12 protein-coding genes and 1 tRNA gene are annotated in these 14,532 nt (G+C 56.7%); 2 read left to right on the forward strand and 11 right to left on the reverse strand.

The window, feature by feature from the left end:
* Window positions 1-17: 17 nt before the first annotated feature.
* Window positions 18-626 (reverse strand): methyltransferase domain-containing protein, encoded by a 609-nt coding sequence (locus H8B14_RS00510; RefSeq protein ID WP_187313686.1) that lies wholly within the window; start codon window positions 624-626, stop codon window positions 18-20.
* Between the two features lie 129 nt (window positions 627-755).
* Here H8B14_RS00510 and H8B14_RS00515 point away from each other — a divergent pair, with 129 nt between their 5' ends.
* Window positions 756-1,703 (forward strand): hypothetical protein, encoded by a 948-nt coding sequence (locus tag H8B14_RS00515; protein WP_187313687.1) that lies wholly within the window; start codon window positions 756-758, stop codon window positions 1,701-1,703.
* A 164-nt stretch (window positions 1,704-1,867) separates the two neighbouring features.
* On the opposite strand, the gene cphA is transcribed toward H8B14_RS00515, so the two are convergent.
* From cphA to H8B14_RS00555, 8 genes are all read right to left on the reverse strand, one after another.
* The gene (gene cphA, locus H8B14_RS00520) at window positions 1,868-4,498 is read right to left on the reverse strand and encodes a cyanophycin synthetase (protein ID WP_187313688.1); all 2,631 of its coding nucleotides are present in this window, start codon (window positions 4,496-4,498) and stop codon (window positions 1,868-1,870) included.
* Between the two features lie 248 nt (window positions 4,499-4,746).
* A complete protein-coding gene (locus H8B14_RS00525; RefSeq protein WP_261989830.1) occupies window positions 4,747-5,187 on the reverse strand; it encodes an EamA family transporter in 441 nt (146 codons plus the stop codon).
* A 62-nt stretch (window positions 5,188-5,249) separates the two neighbouring features.
* On the reverse strand, window positions 5,250-6,068 hold the full coding sequence (locus tag H8B14_RS20845) for a phosphatase PAP2 family protein (protein ID WP_222840521.1): 819 nt from the start codon (window positions 6,066-6,068) through the stop codon (window positions 5,250-5,252).
* Window positions 6,069-6,264: 196 nt separating this feature from the next.
* Window positions 6,265-6,335: transfer RNA gene (locus tag H8B14_RS00535), tRNA-Cys, on the reverse strand.
* A gap of 250 nt (window positions 6,336-6,585) precedes the next feature.
* Complete coding sequence (rpsA, locus tag H8B14_RS00540) at window positions 6,586-8,691, reverse strand: 30S ribosomal protein S1 (RefSeq protein ID WP_261989831.1); 2,106 nt, start codon at window positions 8,689-8,691, stop codon at window positions 6,586-6,588.
* Window positions 8,692-8,846: 155 nt separating this feature from the next.
* Complete coding sequence (locus tag H8B14_RS00545; protein WP_187313689.1) at window positions 8,847-9,386, reverse strand: fibroblast growth factor; 540 nt, start codon at window positions 9,384-9,386, stop codon at window positions 8,847-8,849.
* Window positions 9,387-9,469: 83 nt separating this feature from the next.
* Complete coding sequence (locus H8B14_RS00550) at window positions 9,470-10,534, reverse strand: fatty acid desaturase family protein (RefSeq protein ID WP_187313690.1); 1,065 nt, start codon at window positions 10,532-10,534, stop codon at window positions 9,470-9,472.
* Window positions 10,535-10,662: 128 nt separating this feature from the next.
* Complete coding sequence (locus H8B14_RS00555; RefSeq protein WP_187313691.1) at window positions 10,663-11,907, reverse strand: DUF3298 and DUF4163 domain-containing protein; 1,245 nt, start codon at window positions 11,905-11,907, stop codon at window positions 10,663-10,665.
* A 123-nt stretch (window positions 11,908-12,030) separates the two neighbouring features.
* On the opposite strand from H8B14_RS00555, the gene H8B14_RS00560 reads away from it, so the two are divergent.
* The gene (locus H8B14_RS00560; RefSeq protein ID WP_187313692.1) at window positions 12,031-12,894 is read left to right on the forward strand and encodes an alpha/beta fold hydrolase; all 864 of its coding nucleotides are present in this window, start codon (window positions 12,031-12,033) and stop codon (window positions 12,892-12,894) included.
* Between the two features lie 75 nt (window positions 12,895-12,969).
* Here H8B14_RS00560 and H8B14_RS00565 read toward each other — a convergent pair whose 3' ends face one another.
* Both H8B14_RS00565 and H8B14_RS00570 read right to left on the reverse strand, forming a co-directional pair.
* Entirely contained in the window at window positions 12,970-13,347 is a 378-nt protein-coding gene (locus tag H8B14_RS00565) for a hypothetical protein (protein WP_187313693.1), read from the reverse strand.
* Between the two features lie 127 nt (window positions 13,348-13,474).
* Window positions 13,475-13,972, reverse strand: coding sequence for an HNH endonuclease (locus H8B14_RS00570; RefSeq protein WP_187313694.1), 498 nt, complete (start codon window positions 13,970-13,972; stop codon window positions 13,475-13,477).
* Window positions 13,973-14,532 lie beyond the last annotated feature (560 nt).

Raw genomic sequence — 14,532 nt, forward strand, 5'->3', positions numbered from 1 at the left:
TGTGGCAACAACATGCTCTACAGTTTGCGCCGCAAGCAAATAAATAGCTCCCGGCCCTGGCGGGGGGGCAGCGAGTTGGTAGCCGTATCGAAATGCACGAAGTCGAAATACGGCTCGAAATACGTCTGGTACTCTTTGCGCGTACCGCCAAAAGGTGGTTCGGTTGCCGGGCCAAAGTCGGTGTCAAAGAGCAGGCCGGCCAACGTGCCGCCGGGCCGGAGCAGCTGGGCACACTGATGGGCGTAAGCAGGCCGCAATTGAGGGTCGAGGGCGCAGAAAAAAGTTTGTTCTACTATCAGATCATAGGGCGGGGTGGCTGACAACCGGAAAAAATCCTGCTGCAGCAGATGCACCGCCGGGAAGCTGGGCACGCGCTGCTGCAGCGCTGCCAGCGGCTCCGGCGCCAGGTCGGCCACCCACACCTGCGAAAAGCCCAATTGGTGAAGGTACTCGGCCTCGTAGGCGTTGCCAGCGCCCGGAATAAGGATACGGCGCGCATCGGGCGGCCCCAGCTGGTTGAAATATTCCCGCAGTGGCGGCGTTACGGAGCCAGTATCCCAGCCAGTACGGCCGTTCATATAGCGGCCGCGCCAGTAGTTTTCGTCGAAGGAAACAGCAGATTCCATAGGCATTACTGGAAATTTCAGGCCTGGCTGGCTGGCTGAAAAACCGGTTTTGTTTTAAATTTTCGTTTGTTTGTGCGTAAAGGTAACGCACATACCGGCCCGCCCGGTCTTCATTTAACCCCGCTCGCAATGGAACCAACCCAAAGCCCCGAACCCCGCAACAACAGTCGCATCCTGCTCATTGCCGCCCTGTTTCTGGTATTGCTCGGTATCAACGGCGTATTGTACTGGATGAACCGGCAGAAAAGCGCGGAGAACGAGCAGCTCACCACGCAGGTAGCTGAGAAAGATGATCGGCTGAAAACTCAAATTGCCGAGTATGAAAAACTGAAGGCAGATTTCGAGCGCCAAAGCCAGGAAGTACAGAGCATGGGCCTCTCAAATGACTCGCTGGAAGCCAAGATTGCCTCTATTAATGCCGACCTGCTGAAGCTGCGCTCCTTTAAGTCGAGCAGCTTCTCGGTGGCCGAGCAGCGCCGCTTTAAGGTGCGCGCCCAGAACCTGGAGTCGCAGCTGCGCAAAAAGGACGACGAAATTGCCCAGCTAAAAGCCGACAACGAGGCGCTCTACACCGAAGCCACGACCCTGAAAGAGCGCCAGAACAAGCTTACGGACACCATCACGACCATTGCCCGCACCAACCAGGAGTTGACCGAGAAAGTGGCCGTGGCGTCGCGGCTGCAGGCCGAGAATATCCGGGTGGGCGTGGTCAACTCCCGCAACAAGGAAAAAGATGACGACGACAACGAGTTCAAGGCCAGACGCGTCGAGAAAATCAAAATCAGCTTCAACCTGGGCCGCAACGACGTTTCGCCGAAGGAAACCAAGCAGATTATGTTGCGCCTGATTGAGCCCGATGGCGCGGCGCTCTATAACCTGAGCACCGGCGGGGGCACCTTCATGATTGACGGCTCGGAGGCTTTCTACACCGCCAAACAGGACATTGTGTATGACAACACTCGCCAGCCCGTGCAGTTTCTGTACGCCAAAGGTGCAGCCTACAAAACCGGCCTGCATACCATCGAGCTGTACGAAGGCGGCGTGATGATCGGCAAGACGACCTTCACACTCAAGTAAATCACGGATTAACGCGAATTTTTCGCGGATTCCACGGATTTTGTAGTCGATTACAAACAGAAAGAGGCTTGCCAACCGGCAAGCCTCTTTCTGTTTGCGATAAGCTGGATTTCTACCCGGTTCGTACTGGCTACAAAATCCGTGGAATCCGCGGAAAATCCGTGTTAATCCGTGATCCGGCTTTCGAATTCATCGAGTTTCTTTAGCGTGGCTTTGATGTTTTCGGTGAACATGACAACGACGGAGCCCGGCTTGGCAGTAGCAAGTACGTGGTCGATGGCGTCCATTTCGTTTTCGATGTAGGTGATAGGCACCTCGGGAGCGTCAAGGCGCAGGCCGCGCTCCATGATTTCGCGGAGCTGCTCGGCCGTTTTACCACGCAGGTCGCGGTCCTGGCGCAGCACAATCTCATCGAAGATGCGGCCGGCAATGCGAGAAAAGCCTAATGTGTCTTCGTCGCGCCGGTCGCCGAGGCCTGAGATGACGCCCACTTTGTGCGTAGCTTCGGTGGCCTCCAGAAACTGAGCGAATTTTTCGATGCCGTGGGTGTTGTGCGCATAATCCACAATCACCTCGAACTGTGGAAACTTATACACGTTCATGCGGCCCGGCGTTTTGGTGGCCGACGGCACAAACGTGCGCAGCGCCTGCTTGATATCGTCCTTATCGAAGCCATAGCAGTAGCAAGCCAGCGCCGCTGCCAGCGAGTTTTCGATGTTGAATGTGGCGCGGCCACCCAGCGTAATTGGGAATTCCGCAGCCCGGTCGATACGCAGCTTATAGCTGTTTTTGTAGATGGTGATGTAGCCTTCCTCGTACACGGCCGCCAGCCCGCCGTTTTCGGCGTGCTCCCGGATGCGGGGGCTGTGCTCGTTCATGCTGAACAGCGCCACGCGGCACTCCAGCTTTTCGCGCATGGCATATACAAGGTCGTCGTCGGCGTTCAGCACGGCCCAACCATTTTTGCGCACGGTGCGGGGCAGCACGCCTTTCACGGCGGCCATTTCCTCTACCGTATAAATGTCGCGCATGCCCAGGTGGTCGGCGGCCACGTTGGTTACCACGGCCACGTCGCAGGTGTGGAAGCCCAAGCCCGAGCGGAGCATGCCGCCACGGGCCGTTTCCAGCACCGCGAAGTTCACGGTCGGGTCTTTCAACACAAACTCGGCGCTTTGGCCGCCGGTGCAGTCGCCGCTTTGCAGCTGCACGCCCTGGATGTAGATGCCGTTGGTGGTGGTGTGACCCACTTTATAGCCTTTGGAGGCCACAATGTGCGCCAGCAGCTGCGTGGTGGTCGTTTTACCGTTGGTACCCGTCACGGCAAAAATCGGAATGCGCGCCGTGCTGCCCTGCGGAAACAGCATGTCCACCACCGGGGCGGCCACGTTGCGGGGCAGGCCTTCAGTAGGCGAAATGTGCATCCGGAAGCCGGGTGCGGCATTCACCTCAATTACGGCGCCACGCGTTTCGTTGAGCGGAATAGCAATGTCAGAAGTCAGCAGGTCGATACCACAGATGTCGAGGCCTACGATGCCGGCTACGCGCTCGGCCAGCAGCAGATTATAGGGGTGTACCAAGTCCGTCACGTCGGTGGCCGTACCGCCGGTGCTGATGTTGGCGGTGCTTTTCAGATAGATTTCCTGGCCGGCCGGCAGCACGCTTTCCAGCGTCAGATCCTGGTTTTTCAGCAGGTCGACGGTGTGCTGGTCGGCCTTGATGCTGGTGAGCACCTTTTCGTGGCCGAAGCCGCGGCGCGGGTCTTCGTTTACTTTATCGATCAGCTGCTGAATGGTACTGCTGCCGTCGCCCTTCACGGCCGCTGGCGTGCGCTTGGCCACTGCAATCAGCTTGCCGGCTACCACTAGCATGCGGTAGTCGTCGCCCTGAATAAACTGCTCCACGATAACGGCGCGGGAATACTTCTGAGCAGCTTTAAAGCCTTCCACCGCGTCGTCCCAGTTCATGATGCGAATGGTGGCGCCCTTGCCGTGGTTGCCGTCGAGCGGCTTGGTCACGATGGGGAACCCTAGCTCTTCTATAGCGTCGCGCAGGCCATCTTCGGAGTAGACGGTGGTGCCGTTGGGTACCGGCACGCCCGAATCCTTGAGCATGGCCTTGGTACGGTTCTTATTGCCGGCCACCTCCACCCCGGCGTGTGAGGTGTAGCTGGTAGTAGTGGCCCAGATGCGCTTCTGATTAACACCGTAGCCGAGCTGAATAATGCTGCTGTTCTTAAGCTGGATGTACGGAATGTTGCGCGAGGCGGCCTCCGACACAATGCTCCAGGTGCTGGGCCCAAAAAATTCTTCCTCCCGGATTTCGTGCAATTCGTCTACAATAGCCTTCACATTTACGCTACGGCCTTCGCACAGATCTTCTACCAGCTGCACAGCTGCTTCGGCCGCCATGCGGCCGGCGCGCTCTTCCTGGTAGCTGAACACGACAAACTCCACTCCTTCCTGATGCGCCGGATACGACTTGCCCCAGTACACCGGCATACCCGCCATGCGCTGCAATGCCAAGGCTACATGCTGAATTACGTGGCCCAATGGCTCGCCATCCTGTAGCTGCTCAGCCGTGAGGGGCGGATGCTTGAGAACTGACTTGCCTGCCTCATTCGGTTGGGGCTGCCCCAACTCGGGCAGCAATAACGGCAGGTGTTCTGCCAGAGCCGGAAAATTGTTCGACCAGGAATCAGCCAGATCCTGCATATCTACTTTCAGTACAATCAGCTTGTAGTGCTTGACGGACCAAAAGCTGGGCCCGCGCATGGTGCGGAGGTCAATAATCTTCATAGAAAGAAAGAGAGTGGAAACGTAGTCAAGCGGAGTGTACGCCGGAGTTAAATGTAGGGATTTGAGCCTGCAATGCCAGCACCTGCCCATTTTTACTCATCGGAAGCCGCCGCGGGCAGTACATGCAGACTATCAATTATTTGGCGAACCGTAATAGGGTTTACGTCAGATGAAAAAATACCGTAATTGGCCTGATTGCGCCTAGCCGACGAAAACACAAATCAAGCCAGCCAACAGCCTTCTCGGGGTCAGCGCATAATCAGTACCAGCGTACCAGCCACAATCAGCCCCGCTCCCAGCCCGGTCTGCCACGTCAGCTTTTCGCCCAGAAACAGCACCGACAGCCCAATGGCCAGCGCCACACTCAGCTTATCTACAGGGGCCACCTGCGACACGGTACCGAGTTGTAGCGCCCGGAAATAAAAGATCCACGACAGCCCGGTAGCCAGCCCCGACAGCACCAGAAACACCAGATTGGTGCGCGTGAGCGAGTGCACCTCAGCCAAGCCGCCACGAAAATATACGATGCCCCAGGCCAGCACCAGCACCACAGCCGTGCGCACCGCCGTAGCCAGGTTGGAGTCGACGCCCCGAATGCCAATTTTGGCCAGCACAGCCGTCAGGGCCGCGAAGAAGGCGGAAAGCAACGCGTATATCCACCACATGGCATCAAAAGAAAGAGTAATCATTATACCCAGATAGCCGCCAACCGCTGGTTTCTACACAATGAAACGGAAGCGCCAGCCTCGCGCTACTGCAGCTTCCAGATCATGCCCATCCCCATGCCACCACCGGGCTGCCAGGTGGGCGTGAAGCTCATGCCTTTGGGCAGGCCAGGCTTGCGGCCCCAGCGGTTGCGGTGCGTGAGGTAGCCAACGTGCGCAGCCAGGATGCCGAAGCCCGCGCCCGCCACCACGTCGCTTTGCCAGTGCTTGTTGTTGATCATGCGTAGGGCTGCTACGCTGGTAGCAATAGTGTAGGCGCCTACACCGTACCACTGGCTTTTGTCGCGGAACTCGGTGTGCACAATGCTGGCGGCCAGAAACGCCTGCGCCGTGTGCCCCGACGGAAACGACTGGTTGTCGGAGCCATCAGGACGAGGATTGCGGGTGATGTTTTTCACGGCGAAGACCGTACTGAGCATGAACAGCTCACTTTTGAGCACCACCAACCCCACATTCAGCCGGTCGTTTCTGGACTCCACGCCAGCCAGCGCCACCACACCCAGTTCCACATACGGCATCAGAATAAGGATATCGTCAAGACGCGTGCGGTAGGTCGGGAACAGGCGATGAATGTCGCGGTTGGCCTGCTGGTTGGTGTAGAACCCGCCGCCATTGGCCGTATACGCACCGTAGCCAATCAGCACTGCCGGCACAATCGTGGCTTTTACCAGCTTGCCTTTGTACCAGGGCTGTTTCACGGTAGCCGACACACCTTCGGGGTTCTCAAACTTGCGGATGGTATCGGCCGCAAGTGCTGGCGCTGGCGTTACCTGGGCTACCGTTTGGGTGAGTGGCGCCGTGGCCAGAGTTAGCAGTAGCGTGATGCGTGAAAAGCTGGATTTCATAGAGCGAGGACCGGTATAAACAGACGATTTCGGGGTACGTGCTTCGGGGCCGATAGGATCTACGAAAATTCCCGTTTGCAGCAGAACGCCGCCGCAGTTACCCAGCGTATCCAACCTAGCTTCATCCTGAAACTCAGTAAACAAAACAACCCCCGCTACCAGCCGGAAAAGGCAATAGCGGGGGTTGCTGAACTAGAGGTGACGAGCGGATTCGAACCGCTGTACGAGGTTTTGCAGACCTCTACCTAGCCGCTCGGTCACGTCACCAGGGCTTTGAGGATGCAAACATACGGCATATTCCGGCTTTTGCCAACGCAAACAGCCAGGTTTTCGCGTCAAGGCTGGTAAGTGGCTGGCATCGTGCGGCAAATTTTCTGCAGCCGCCCGTGCCGCTACGCTGCTTGATCCTGCAACTATCCGCTCTGGCTCCCTGCCAGCAAAAAAGCGTGTAGGCCAACCGCACAAAAAAGGGCCCCGACTTACGCCGGGGCCCCTCTTGTACTAACGAACAGGAAGATTAGGCTTTCTCTTCGTCTTTCTTGTCAGCAGCGTCGTCGTTCGACAGGGCGTTTTTCACCGAGTCAACTACGTCACCAGCTACACCTTTGGCTTTCTCGAAAGCTTCGGAGTGCGAGGCAGCCTCTACGGCGTCGCCTACCACTTCCTTGGCTTTGTCGAAGGCGGCCGAAGCAGCACCCGTTACAGCAGCCAGAATACCGCCTTCGGCCGGAGCCTCAGTAGCATCGGCAGCCGGAGCAGCTTCAGCCTTTGCAGCAGACTTGCCCGAAAGCTTCTGCTCACCAGCGGTACGCTCGTTGCCCATCATCTTGTCACGCAGTGCGCTCAGAGCGTCCAGGTCACCGAGGGTAGACTTCTCAGCCGTGGCAGGCTTCTTCAGGTCGCTCAGTTTGCCTTCGCCCTGGGCGGCAGCACCGGCAGCACCGGCTGGCTTCTTCTTCGTGAACTTCGAAGCGCGGCCTTCTTCCTCAGCCTGCTGGTTGTACACAGCGTTGTGCGACAGCACGATGCGGCGATCCTCTTTCGAGAATTCCACTACGCGGAAGTCCAGCGATTCGCCGTTTTCAGCCTGCGAGCCATCTTCTTTCTGCAGCGACTTCGGATACGCGAAGCCTTCGATGCCGTACGGCAGCTCGAGCACGGCACCACGGTCGGTTTTCTCGGTGATGGTGGCTTTGTGAACCGAGCCGGGAGTGAACACCGTCTGGAACGTATCCCATGGGTTTTCTTCCAGCTGCTTGTGGCCCAGGGCCAGACGACGGTTGTTCACGTCGAGCTCCAGTACCACTACGTCCAGACGGTCGCCCACTTTCACGACTTCCGAAGGATGCTTCACTTTCTTGGTCCACGACAGGTCCGACACGTGCACCAGGCCGTCTACACCCTCTTCCAGTTCTACGAACAGGCCGAAGTTGGTCAGGTTGCGCACCAAGCCGTTGTGCTTGCTGCCGATGGCATACTTCTCGGAGAAGTCGCCACGAGTCCATGGGTCTTCGCTGAGCTGCTTGATGCCGAGGCTCATCTTGCGGTCTTCGCGGTCGAGGGTCAGGATCTGAGCCTCTACTACGTCGCCCTGCTTGATGAAGTCCTGCGGGTTGCGCAGGTGCTGGCTCCAGGACATTTCCGAAACGTGGATCAGGCCTTCTACGCCAGGAATGATTTCCATGAACGCGCCATAGTCAGCTACGTTCACGATACGGCCCTTCACTTTCGAGCCTACGCCCATGTCGGCGCCGAGCGAATCCCACGGATGCGGGGTTAGCTGCTTCAGGCCGAGGCTGATACGCTTCTTGGCTTCGTCGAAGTCGAGAACTACGATGTTCAGCTTCTGATCGAGCTGCAGTACTTCGCTCGGGTGAGCGATACGGCCCCACGAAATGTCGGTGATGTGCAGCAGGCCGTCTACGCCGCCGAGGTCGATGAACACACCGAAGTTGGTCATGTTCTTGATAACGCCCTCCAGGATCTGGCCTTTCTCCAGGTTGTTGAGGATGGCTTCACGCTGCTTCTCGAGGTCTTTCTCGATCAGGACTTTGTGCGAAACTACCACGTTGTCGAAAGCGGCGTTGATTTTCACCACTTTCACTTCCATGCGACGACCAACGTAGATGTCGAAGTCACGGATAGGCTTCACGTCGATCTGCGAGCCGGGCAGGAAGGCTTCTACGCCGTCCAGGTCCATAATCAGGCCGCCTTTCGTGCGACGCTTTACTACGCCTTCCAGAACGGTGTCGTTCTCCAGGGCGTCGTAGATGGACTTCCAGGCCTGCTTGATTTTGGCTTTCTTACGGCTCAGGATCAGCTGGCCGTTGGCATCCTCCTGGTCTTCGATGAATACCTCCACCTCGTCACCGATTTTGAGGTCGGTCAGGTCGCGGAATTCCGACAGGGGCACCAAACCATCGGATTTGAAGCCGATGTTCAGGATTACGTCGCGGTCGGTGATGCCTACCACGGTGCCTTTGATTACTTCTTCCTCCTGGACAGTGGTCAGCGTGTCGCTGTACATCTGCTCCATTTCGGCGCGCTGCTCAGCGGTATAGTTACCACCGAAGCCGCTGGCTCCAACGTTGTCCCAGTCGAAATTGTCTACTACTTCTGCCATAGTGTTGTGCAGTTACCCTCATATACACGTCCGGCGCAGGGCTGGCCTCCGGAGCGCGTTTTTGTTTGATACACAGCGCAAACGCGCCGGCCCACCACCCTGGCGGGGCGGCAAAGATACGGAGTTTGGGGCAGGAATGCGAGAGGATTGATCAGCTACAATTTTGCTGTATTCAAAAACGCCGGATTGATGTGCACTGACTTCTGAATTTCTGCTACCGTTTCCCGAAAGTCGTTTGTGTCTTTTCCACCGAAATGAGCCACCACTGTTCTGTAACGCCCCGACCACTTAGTTAACACGTGATATTGGTTCGTTGAATTGCTACCTTGCCTGTAAGATATGCTGGTGTACTTGTAAACCTGTTTATTTTCAGAAATAGTATCCCTTACAATGCAACCAGGGTTCTTTTCTTTTACCCCCAAAACCTCATCCTTACTGGAAGGAACTCTTCCTATTCCTTCTGGGAAGATCATCACCGTAAGCTTAATGCTGGCATTATTATAATTGAAAGACTCTTGGTATTCGCTTCCGGAGCACGACTCACAATCAGGTGGAAAGACAGACCACACTTTGTGAGTTGACCAGCTTTGAGGTACCTGCAGCTTGACTTGACCAGAAGCTATTTCGACTATAATTGTTGGCTTCTCATTGTGACGACAACTTGCTAAACCAATTAAGCTACTCCATAAAGGCATATACAAGACTGAAAATCTCTTTCGCATAAAAAGAGCCGCGACTAATGCCGCGGCTCTTCAAATATATAAGGCTGTTTGATACTCTACGCCCGGCCCATCTCGCGCAAGTGTGCGACGTGGGAGGCTACGGCGTAGCGCATCTTGGGGTACTCGTTGTACTCCACGCCGAACTCCAGGCAGGCCTGGCGGATGATTTTGTTGAGGGCGGGATAGTGCACGTGCGAGATGGTGGGGAACAGGTGGTGCTCTACCTGGAAGTTGAGGCCGCCGACCAGCCAACTGATGACTTTGCTATCGGTAGCGAAGTTAGCGGTGGTTTTGATCTGGTGGATGGCCCACTCGTCTTCCAGCTTGTTGGTGATTTCGTGGGGCATGGGGAAGGCCGTGTGCTCTACGGTGTGCGCCAATTGGAACACGATGCTCATGGTGAAACCGACTACCGTAGCAAACACCAGGAAACCCAGAATCCAGGCCACGAAACCAACGGTATAGATGGGCAGGGCCACGAACAGGAAAAGGTGCAGCGCCTTAAAGCCCCAGAATACGCCCTGGTCGGTGGCCGTCATTTTTTTGATGGGCATCTCCCCGATTTTGCCTTTGAAGTACTTCTGGTAGTCCATGAAGAAAATCCAGGCAATGAAGAGCAAGGCGTAGAAAAACCAGAAGTACAGGTGCTGGAAACGGTGGAAGCGGTGGCGCGTCTGGGTGCTGCTCAGGCGAAGCCAGGGCTGGGCGTCGAGGTCGTCATCCACGCCGTCCACGTTGGTGTACATGTGGTGAATAAGGTTGTGCTTTACGTTCCACATGAAGCTGTTGCCGCCCAGCACGTTCAGGGTGAAGGACGCAAACTGGTTGATCCACCGGGATTTGCTGAACGAGCCGTGGGCGCCATCGTGCATGACGTTGAAGCCGATGGCCGAGCCGATGAGGCCCAGCAGGGCGCATTCCGCCAGCGCCAGCCACGTGGGCGGCGTCAGGAAAACTAGGTGCAGGTACACGGCCACGAAGGCCACCGTGAGGATAATGGCTTTGGCGAACAGACGCGAGTCGCCGGTGGTGTCTTTGCCGGCTTCGGCGAAGTAGGCATTGGTGCGGAGCTTTAGCTCCTTATGGAAGGAGCGCGAGGCCGCGAATTTGGGTGCTTGCATGAAGGGCATGTAAAGAGGAACTCGGCAAAGATACCGCTTCATAACCCGGCGTTGCTCAGGAACGGTCCATAACCCGGTATTTTGCACACCGCAGCCCGCTGGATTGGTACGTGCGATACGGAAGTATATCAGGGCTTGGCCACTTCGCCCCCTCCCGCTACTGGCAAGCCTGGCCGAAGCAATGGCCGCAACTCAGAAAAAGGCACAAACACCCAGATTTCACCTTGAGCGTAGGATGCCACCTCGTAGGGCGAGTAAATGAATACAGCTCCACCACTGGTCAGGAATACATTACGCGTAGCCGGCAAGTGCTTCTCAAACAACACCTTATCTAATGGTTCATTGGGTGCCAGCTTAAACAGGCGGCGCGCAGCCTGATCCAGTAGGACTTCTATCTGCGAGCTAACGCCAGCCCGAAAAATGTCGTCGTAGCGGAGGCGGCGGCCGGTGCGGGTATCGAAGGTGGCAGCGCTGGTGCCGTACATGCCGCGCGCACCGCCGGTGTAGCTGTAGCTGAAATAGCCGACACTCAGCAATGGAGCCTGGTTCCAGAACACGTGCATGGACTGCTGCTCGTCGTAGCGAAGCCCGATGCCGAAGGCCGGCAAGGAAGTGTCGCCGGGCTCGGGGCGGCTGCCGGCAGCATCTTGGCGGTAGTCCTGGGTGTACTGCTTAAGGCGCTGCTGCCAAAGCTTCTGCAGCGTTGGGGCAGGCTGCGTGTCCACGGTATCGTCGCGCAGACCGCGTAGCAGGTTGTCCTGAAGGATACGGTTTGGTGATCTGGAAACAGCGGGCAGCAGTGCCAGCAGCTGCTGCCGGGCGTAAGGTGTGCCGGGCGTTTGAGGAAAGGCAGCCACGGAATCCCGGAAAAAGCGTGACACCAATTGGAGGCTACCTGCGGGCTGCGTTTGCCGAAACTGCACGGCGCGGCCGCCTACAGTACCGGTGAGGAGGTTGCTCTGCCGGCGTAGCCGCCACGCTATCGGCTGGCTGCCACTGCAGCCGTGCCCGGGCGTGTAGTCCTGGAGGGTGAGGCTGTCGGCGGGGCCGGCCGAACCACCCAGGCCGAATGGGTGGCCGTCGGGGCCGGCATAGCTGGCAGTCAGACCACCGAATTCGGTATTGGCGGCACGGGGCCACACTTGCAGGTGCAGCGTAATGGTGTCAGTGGAACCAGGCAGCACACCGCGGTATTGCCGGTACCAGGCGCCCGGCGAGTCGGATGGCCCTTCAGAGGTAGCGGAGCTAGTGGCAGTGGGTTGGGTGACCGTGGCCGCCTTATCGGAGTTGGACTGACAGGCAGCCAGGCTGGCGCCGAGTAACAGGCCCGCCAAACGAGCGGCAGGCTGGACAGAGGAAGGAAAGTAGCGCATCGAGCCAAAGAAAACGTATTCGGCTGCAGCGTACAAAATATTGGCTGCTCACTATCGAACCGTTGAGTTTGGCGTATGTACAGACATTAATGTCTTATCCTCTGACACCTTTTCCTCCTTCCTATGAGCTACATCAAAGCCGGCCAGGACGCCAATGGCAACGACATCAAACTGCACTACACTGACCAAGGCACCGGCCAGCCGGTAGTACTGATTCATGGCTGGCCCCAAAACCACGAGGCCTGGAACTACCAGTTGGGTGAGCTGCCCAAACATGGCTTACGCGTGGTAGCCTACACGCGCCGGGGCTTCGGAAATTCCACCAAACCCTTCGAAGGCTACGACTATGATACACTGGCTGACGATTTGAAAGCCGTGCTCGACGAGTTGGATCTGCAAAACGTAATGCTGGTTGGCTTCTCGATGGGTGGTGGCGAAGTAGCCCGCTACATGAGCCGCCACGGTGGGGCCCGCGTAGCCAAGGTGGTATTCGTGTCGGCCGTAACGCCTTATCTGCTCAAAACCGACGATAACCCCGATGGCGTTGATAAATCGGTGTTTGAGGACATGACCAAGCAGATTAAAGACGACCGTTTTGGTTTCCTACAGGGCTTCGGCAAGGATTTTTATGGCGTGAGTGCCCTCAGCCACCCGGTAAGCCAAGCCGTGCTCGACTGGTCGTTTGGTATGGCCGTGCTGGGCTCGCAGCAGGCTACACTGGGCTGTGCTAAAGCTTTTGCCGAAACCGACTTCCGCCGCGACCTGGAAACCATTACGGTGCCCGCGCTGGTAATTCATGGTGACGACGACAAGACGGTGCCCATCAAAAACAGTGGCGACCGGATGAACCAGCATCTCAAGCATGCCACGTATGTAACCTACAACGGTGCGCCCCATGGCCTATTCATCACCGAGAAAGACAAGCTGAATCGTGACCTGGTAGACTTTGCCACTGGCGGCACAGTGCGCAACGGCGAGAACAGCTAGCGTTTGTTCGATACACGCATTGGCAACAGAAAGGCCCGGTTTCCAAAGAAACCGGGCCTTTCTGTTGCCAATGCGCTACTCTTTCTCAAGCCGGAAGCTGATGCGCTGGTTTGCCAGGTCTTCAATGCCCAGCACGTAGGTGTACTTGCCGTCTTCCAGCTTTTTCTCCCCTACATAGTCAATTGGTTGCCAAACCACCGCCTGTCCGTTGATCATCACTTTCACATAGGCGTAGCTGTAGGCGCTGGCAAAGGGCTTGTATTGGGTGCTCTGCCCGATGGCTAGTGCGCCGTAAGAATTTTCGCCGTCGGAAGTATTGACAAGCACACTTTCGAAAGCATAAGGGCTGGCATTGCGCACCCGAATGGCTACGCCGTCGGGACTGGCATCGTCGTCTTTCTTACAGGCCACGCAGCCCAGCATCAGGCATAGAAACAGCAACAGGTTTTTCATATCAGCTAGTAATGCAGGTACTCTCAGAAGAGCCTACACGCTGAAAAACGGTTGCAAGTGCCCGGGCCATTGGTGGCCGGGTGGCTGGCACTGGCGCACAAAAAAGCCGGTAGCAACTGCTACCGGCTTAGTGAGTGAGATAGGCGTGCCAGTTCTGGTCGATGGTACCGGCACTGAGCCTAAGGAACCCGGATAAGGTAGGTTTCTTGGGCTGCTGCCTGATGGTGAGTCCGGCTTCCTGCGGCGTGCGGTGTCCTTTGGCGTGGTTGCAGCGCGAGCAGGCCGTAAGCAGGTTGCCCCAGCTGCTGTCGCCGCCACGCGAACGGGGCAGTACATGGTCGAGGGTGAGGTTTTTGGTGGCGCCGCAATATTGGCATTCGAAATGGTCGCGCTTCATAATGTTGTGCCGGCTCAAGGCAATGCCTTTGTAGGGCACCCGCACGTAGCGTTGCAACCGAATGATACTGGGCTTGGGATAAGCTGTGTTGACGGTGCGCAAAACCCCATTTTCCGAACGGGCTATCATCTCGGCTTTATCGAGGAATAGCAGAACGAAGGCTTTTTGCACGCTGCACAGCGTTATGGCAGTGTAGTCGCCATTCAGGACTAAGACTTTTTGATCCATACGCGCTTGGGGTGGAATCATCGGGTACAGCGAAAGCTAGATGATTCTTAGCGTATTAACAACACCTCGGAAGTTTAGTTTCCAACACCCAAAGCTGGTTTCCGAAGCAAACTACCTGTGGAACATACACGGCAGATGAGCTTGCCGCCGGACAGCTCAGCACAGTAATCCTCTCGTAGTTGAATCGTGCGTTTACTTTACGGAAAGCCCCTCTCTGAAAGCAGTAAAAGCCAAGATAATCACAGTACACTTATACTTGCTATCTGCAAGCCGTGATTCCAACGCCTTCCTGTCTGCTGCTGTATGCTTGCGGCTGCTTGTGCTGCGCTTTCGGCTTTGACGGCTTCAGTTCAACTGATTCACCACATAAGGTATCTGCAGCCGGCTGTCGATGCTCAACACGACTATCTGTACGCCTGCTGCCTTGACGAAATCAGCCACAACGAGCTGTGCACAACAGTGAGCCTCATTGCGCAAGCAGTGCAGCCATCGAGCACACCGCCTGGCCCCTAACGCTCACCTTCAAGGAATACGATATAGTTCTGGACTGGCTCCAGAAC

Origin of the sequence: Hymenobacter puniceus, from assembly GCF_014333525.1 — a bacterium.
Taxonomy (GTDB): domain Bacteria; phylum Bacteroidota; class Bacteroidia; order Cytophagales; family Hymenobacteraceae; genus Hymenobacter.

What these genes read in the sequence shown, in the direction of transcription:
- H8B14_RS00565 (WP_187313693.1), bottom strand. Translation starts at nt 13,347, where the DNA reads ATGAAAAACCTGTTGCTGTTTCTATGCCTGATGCTGGGCTGCGTGGCC.
- H8B14_RS00515 (WP_187313687.1), top strand. Translation starts at nt 756, where the DNA reads ATGGAACCAACCCAAAGCCCCGAACCCCGCAACAACAGTCGCATCCTG.
- H8B14_RS00525 (WP_261989830.1), bottom strand. Translation starts at nt 5,187, where the DNA reads ATGATTACTCTTTCTTTTGATGCCATGTGGTGGATATACGCGTTGCTT.
- H8B14_RS00550 (WP_187313690.1), bottom strand. Translation starts at nt 10,534, where the DNA reads ATGCAAGCACCCAAATTCGCGGCCTCGCGCTCCTTCCATAAGGAGCTA.
- H8B14_RS00570 (WP_187313694.1), bottom strand. Translation starts at nt 13,972, where the DNA reads ATGGATCAAAAAGTCTTAGTCCTGAATGGCGACTACACTGCCATAACG.
- cphA (WP_187313688.1), bottom strand. Translation starts at nt 4,498, where the DNA reads ATGAAGATTATTGACCTCCGCACCATGCGCGGGCCCAGCTTTTGGTCC.
- rpsA (WP_261989831.1), bottom strand. Translation starts at nt 8,691, where the DNA reads ATGGCAGAAGTAGTAGACAATTTCGACTGGGACAACGTTGGAGCCAGC.
- H8B14_RS00555 (WP_187313691.1), bottom strand. Translation starts at nt 11,907, where the DNA reads ATGCGCTACTTTCCTTCCTCTGTCCAGCCTGCCGCTCGTTTGGCGGGC.
- H8B14_RS00545 (WP_187313689.1), bottom strand. Translation starts at nt 9,386, where the DNA reads ATGCCTTTATGGAGTAGCTTAATTGGTTTAGCAAGTTGTCGTCACAAT.
- H8B14_RS00510 (WP_187313686.1), bottom strand. Translation starts at nt 626, where the DNA reads ATGGAATCTGCTGTTTCCTTCGACGAAAACTACTGGCGCGGCCGCTAT.
- H8B14_RS20845 (WP_222840521.1), bottom strand. Translation starts at nt 6,068, where the DNA reads ATGAAATCCAGCTTTTCACGCATCACGCTACTGCTAACTCTGGCCACG.
- H8B14_RS00560 (WP_187313692.1), top strand. Translation starts at nt 12,031, where the DNA reads ATGAGCTACATCAAAGCCGGCCAGGACGCCAATGGCAACGACATCAAA.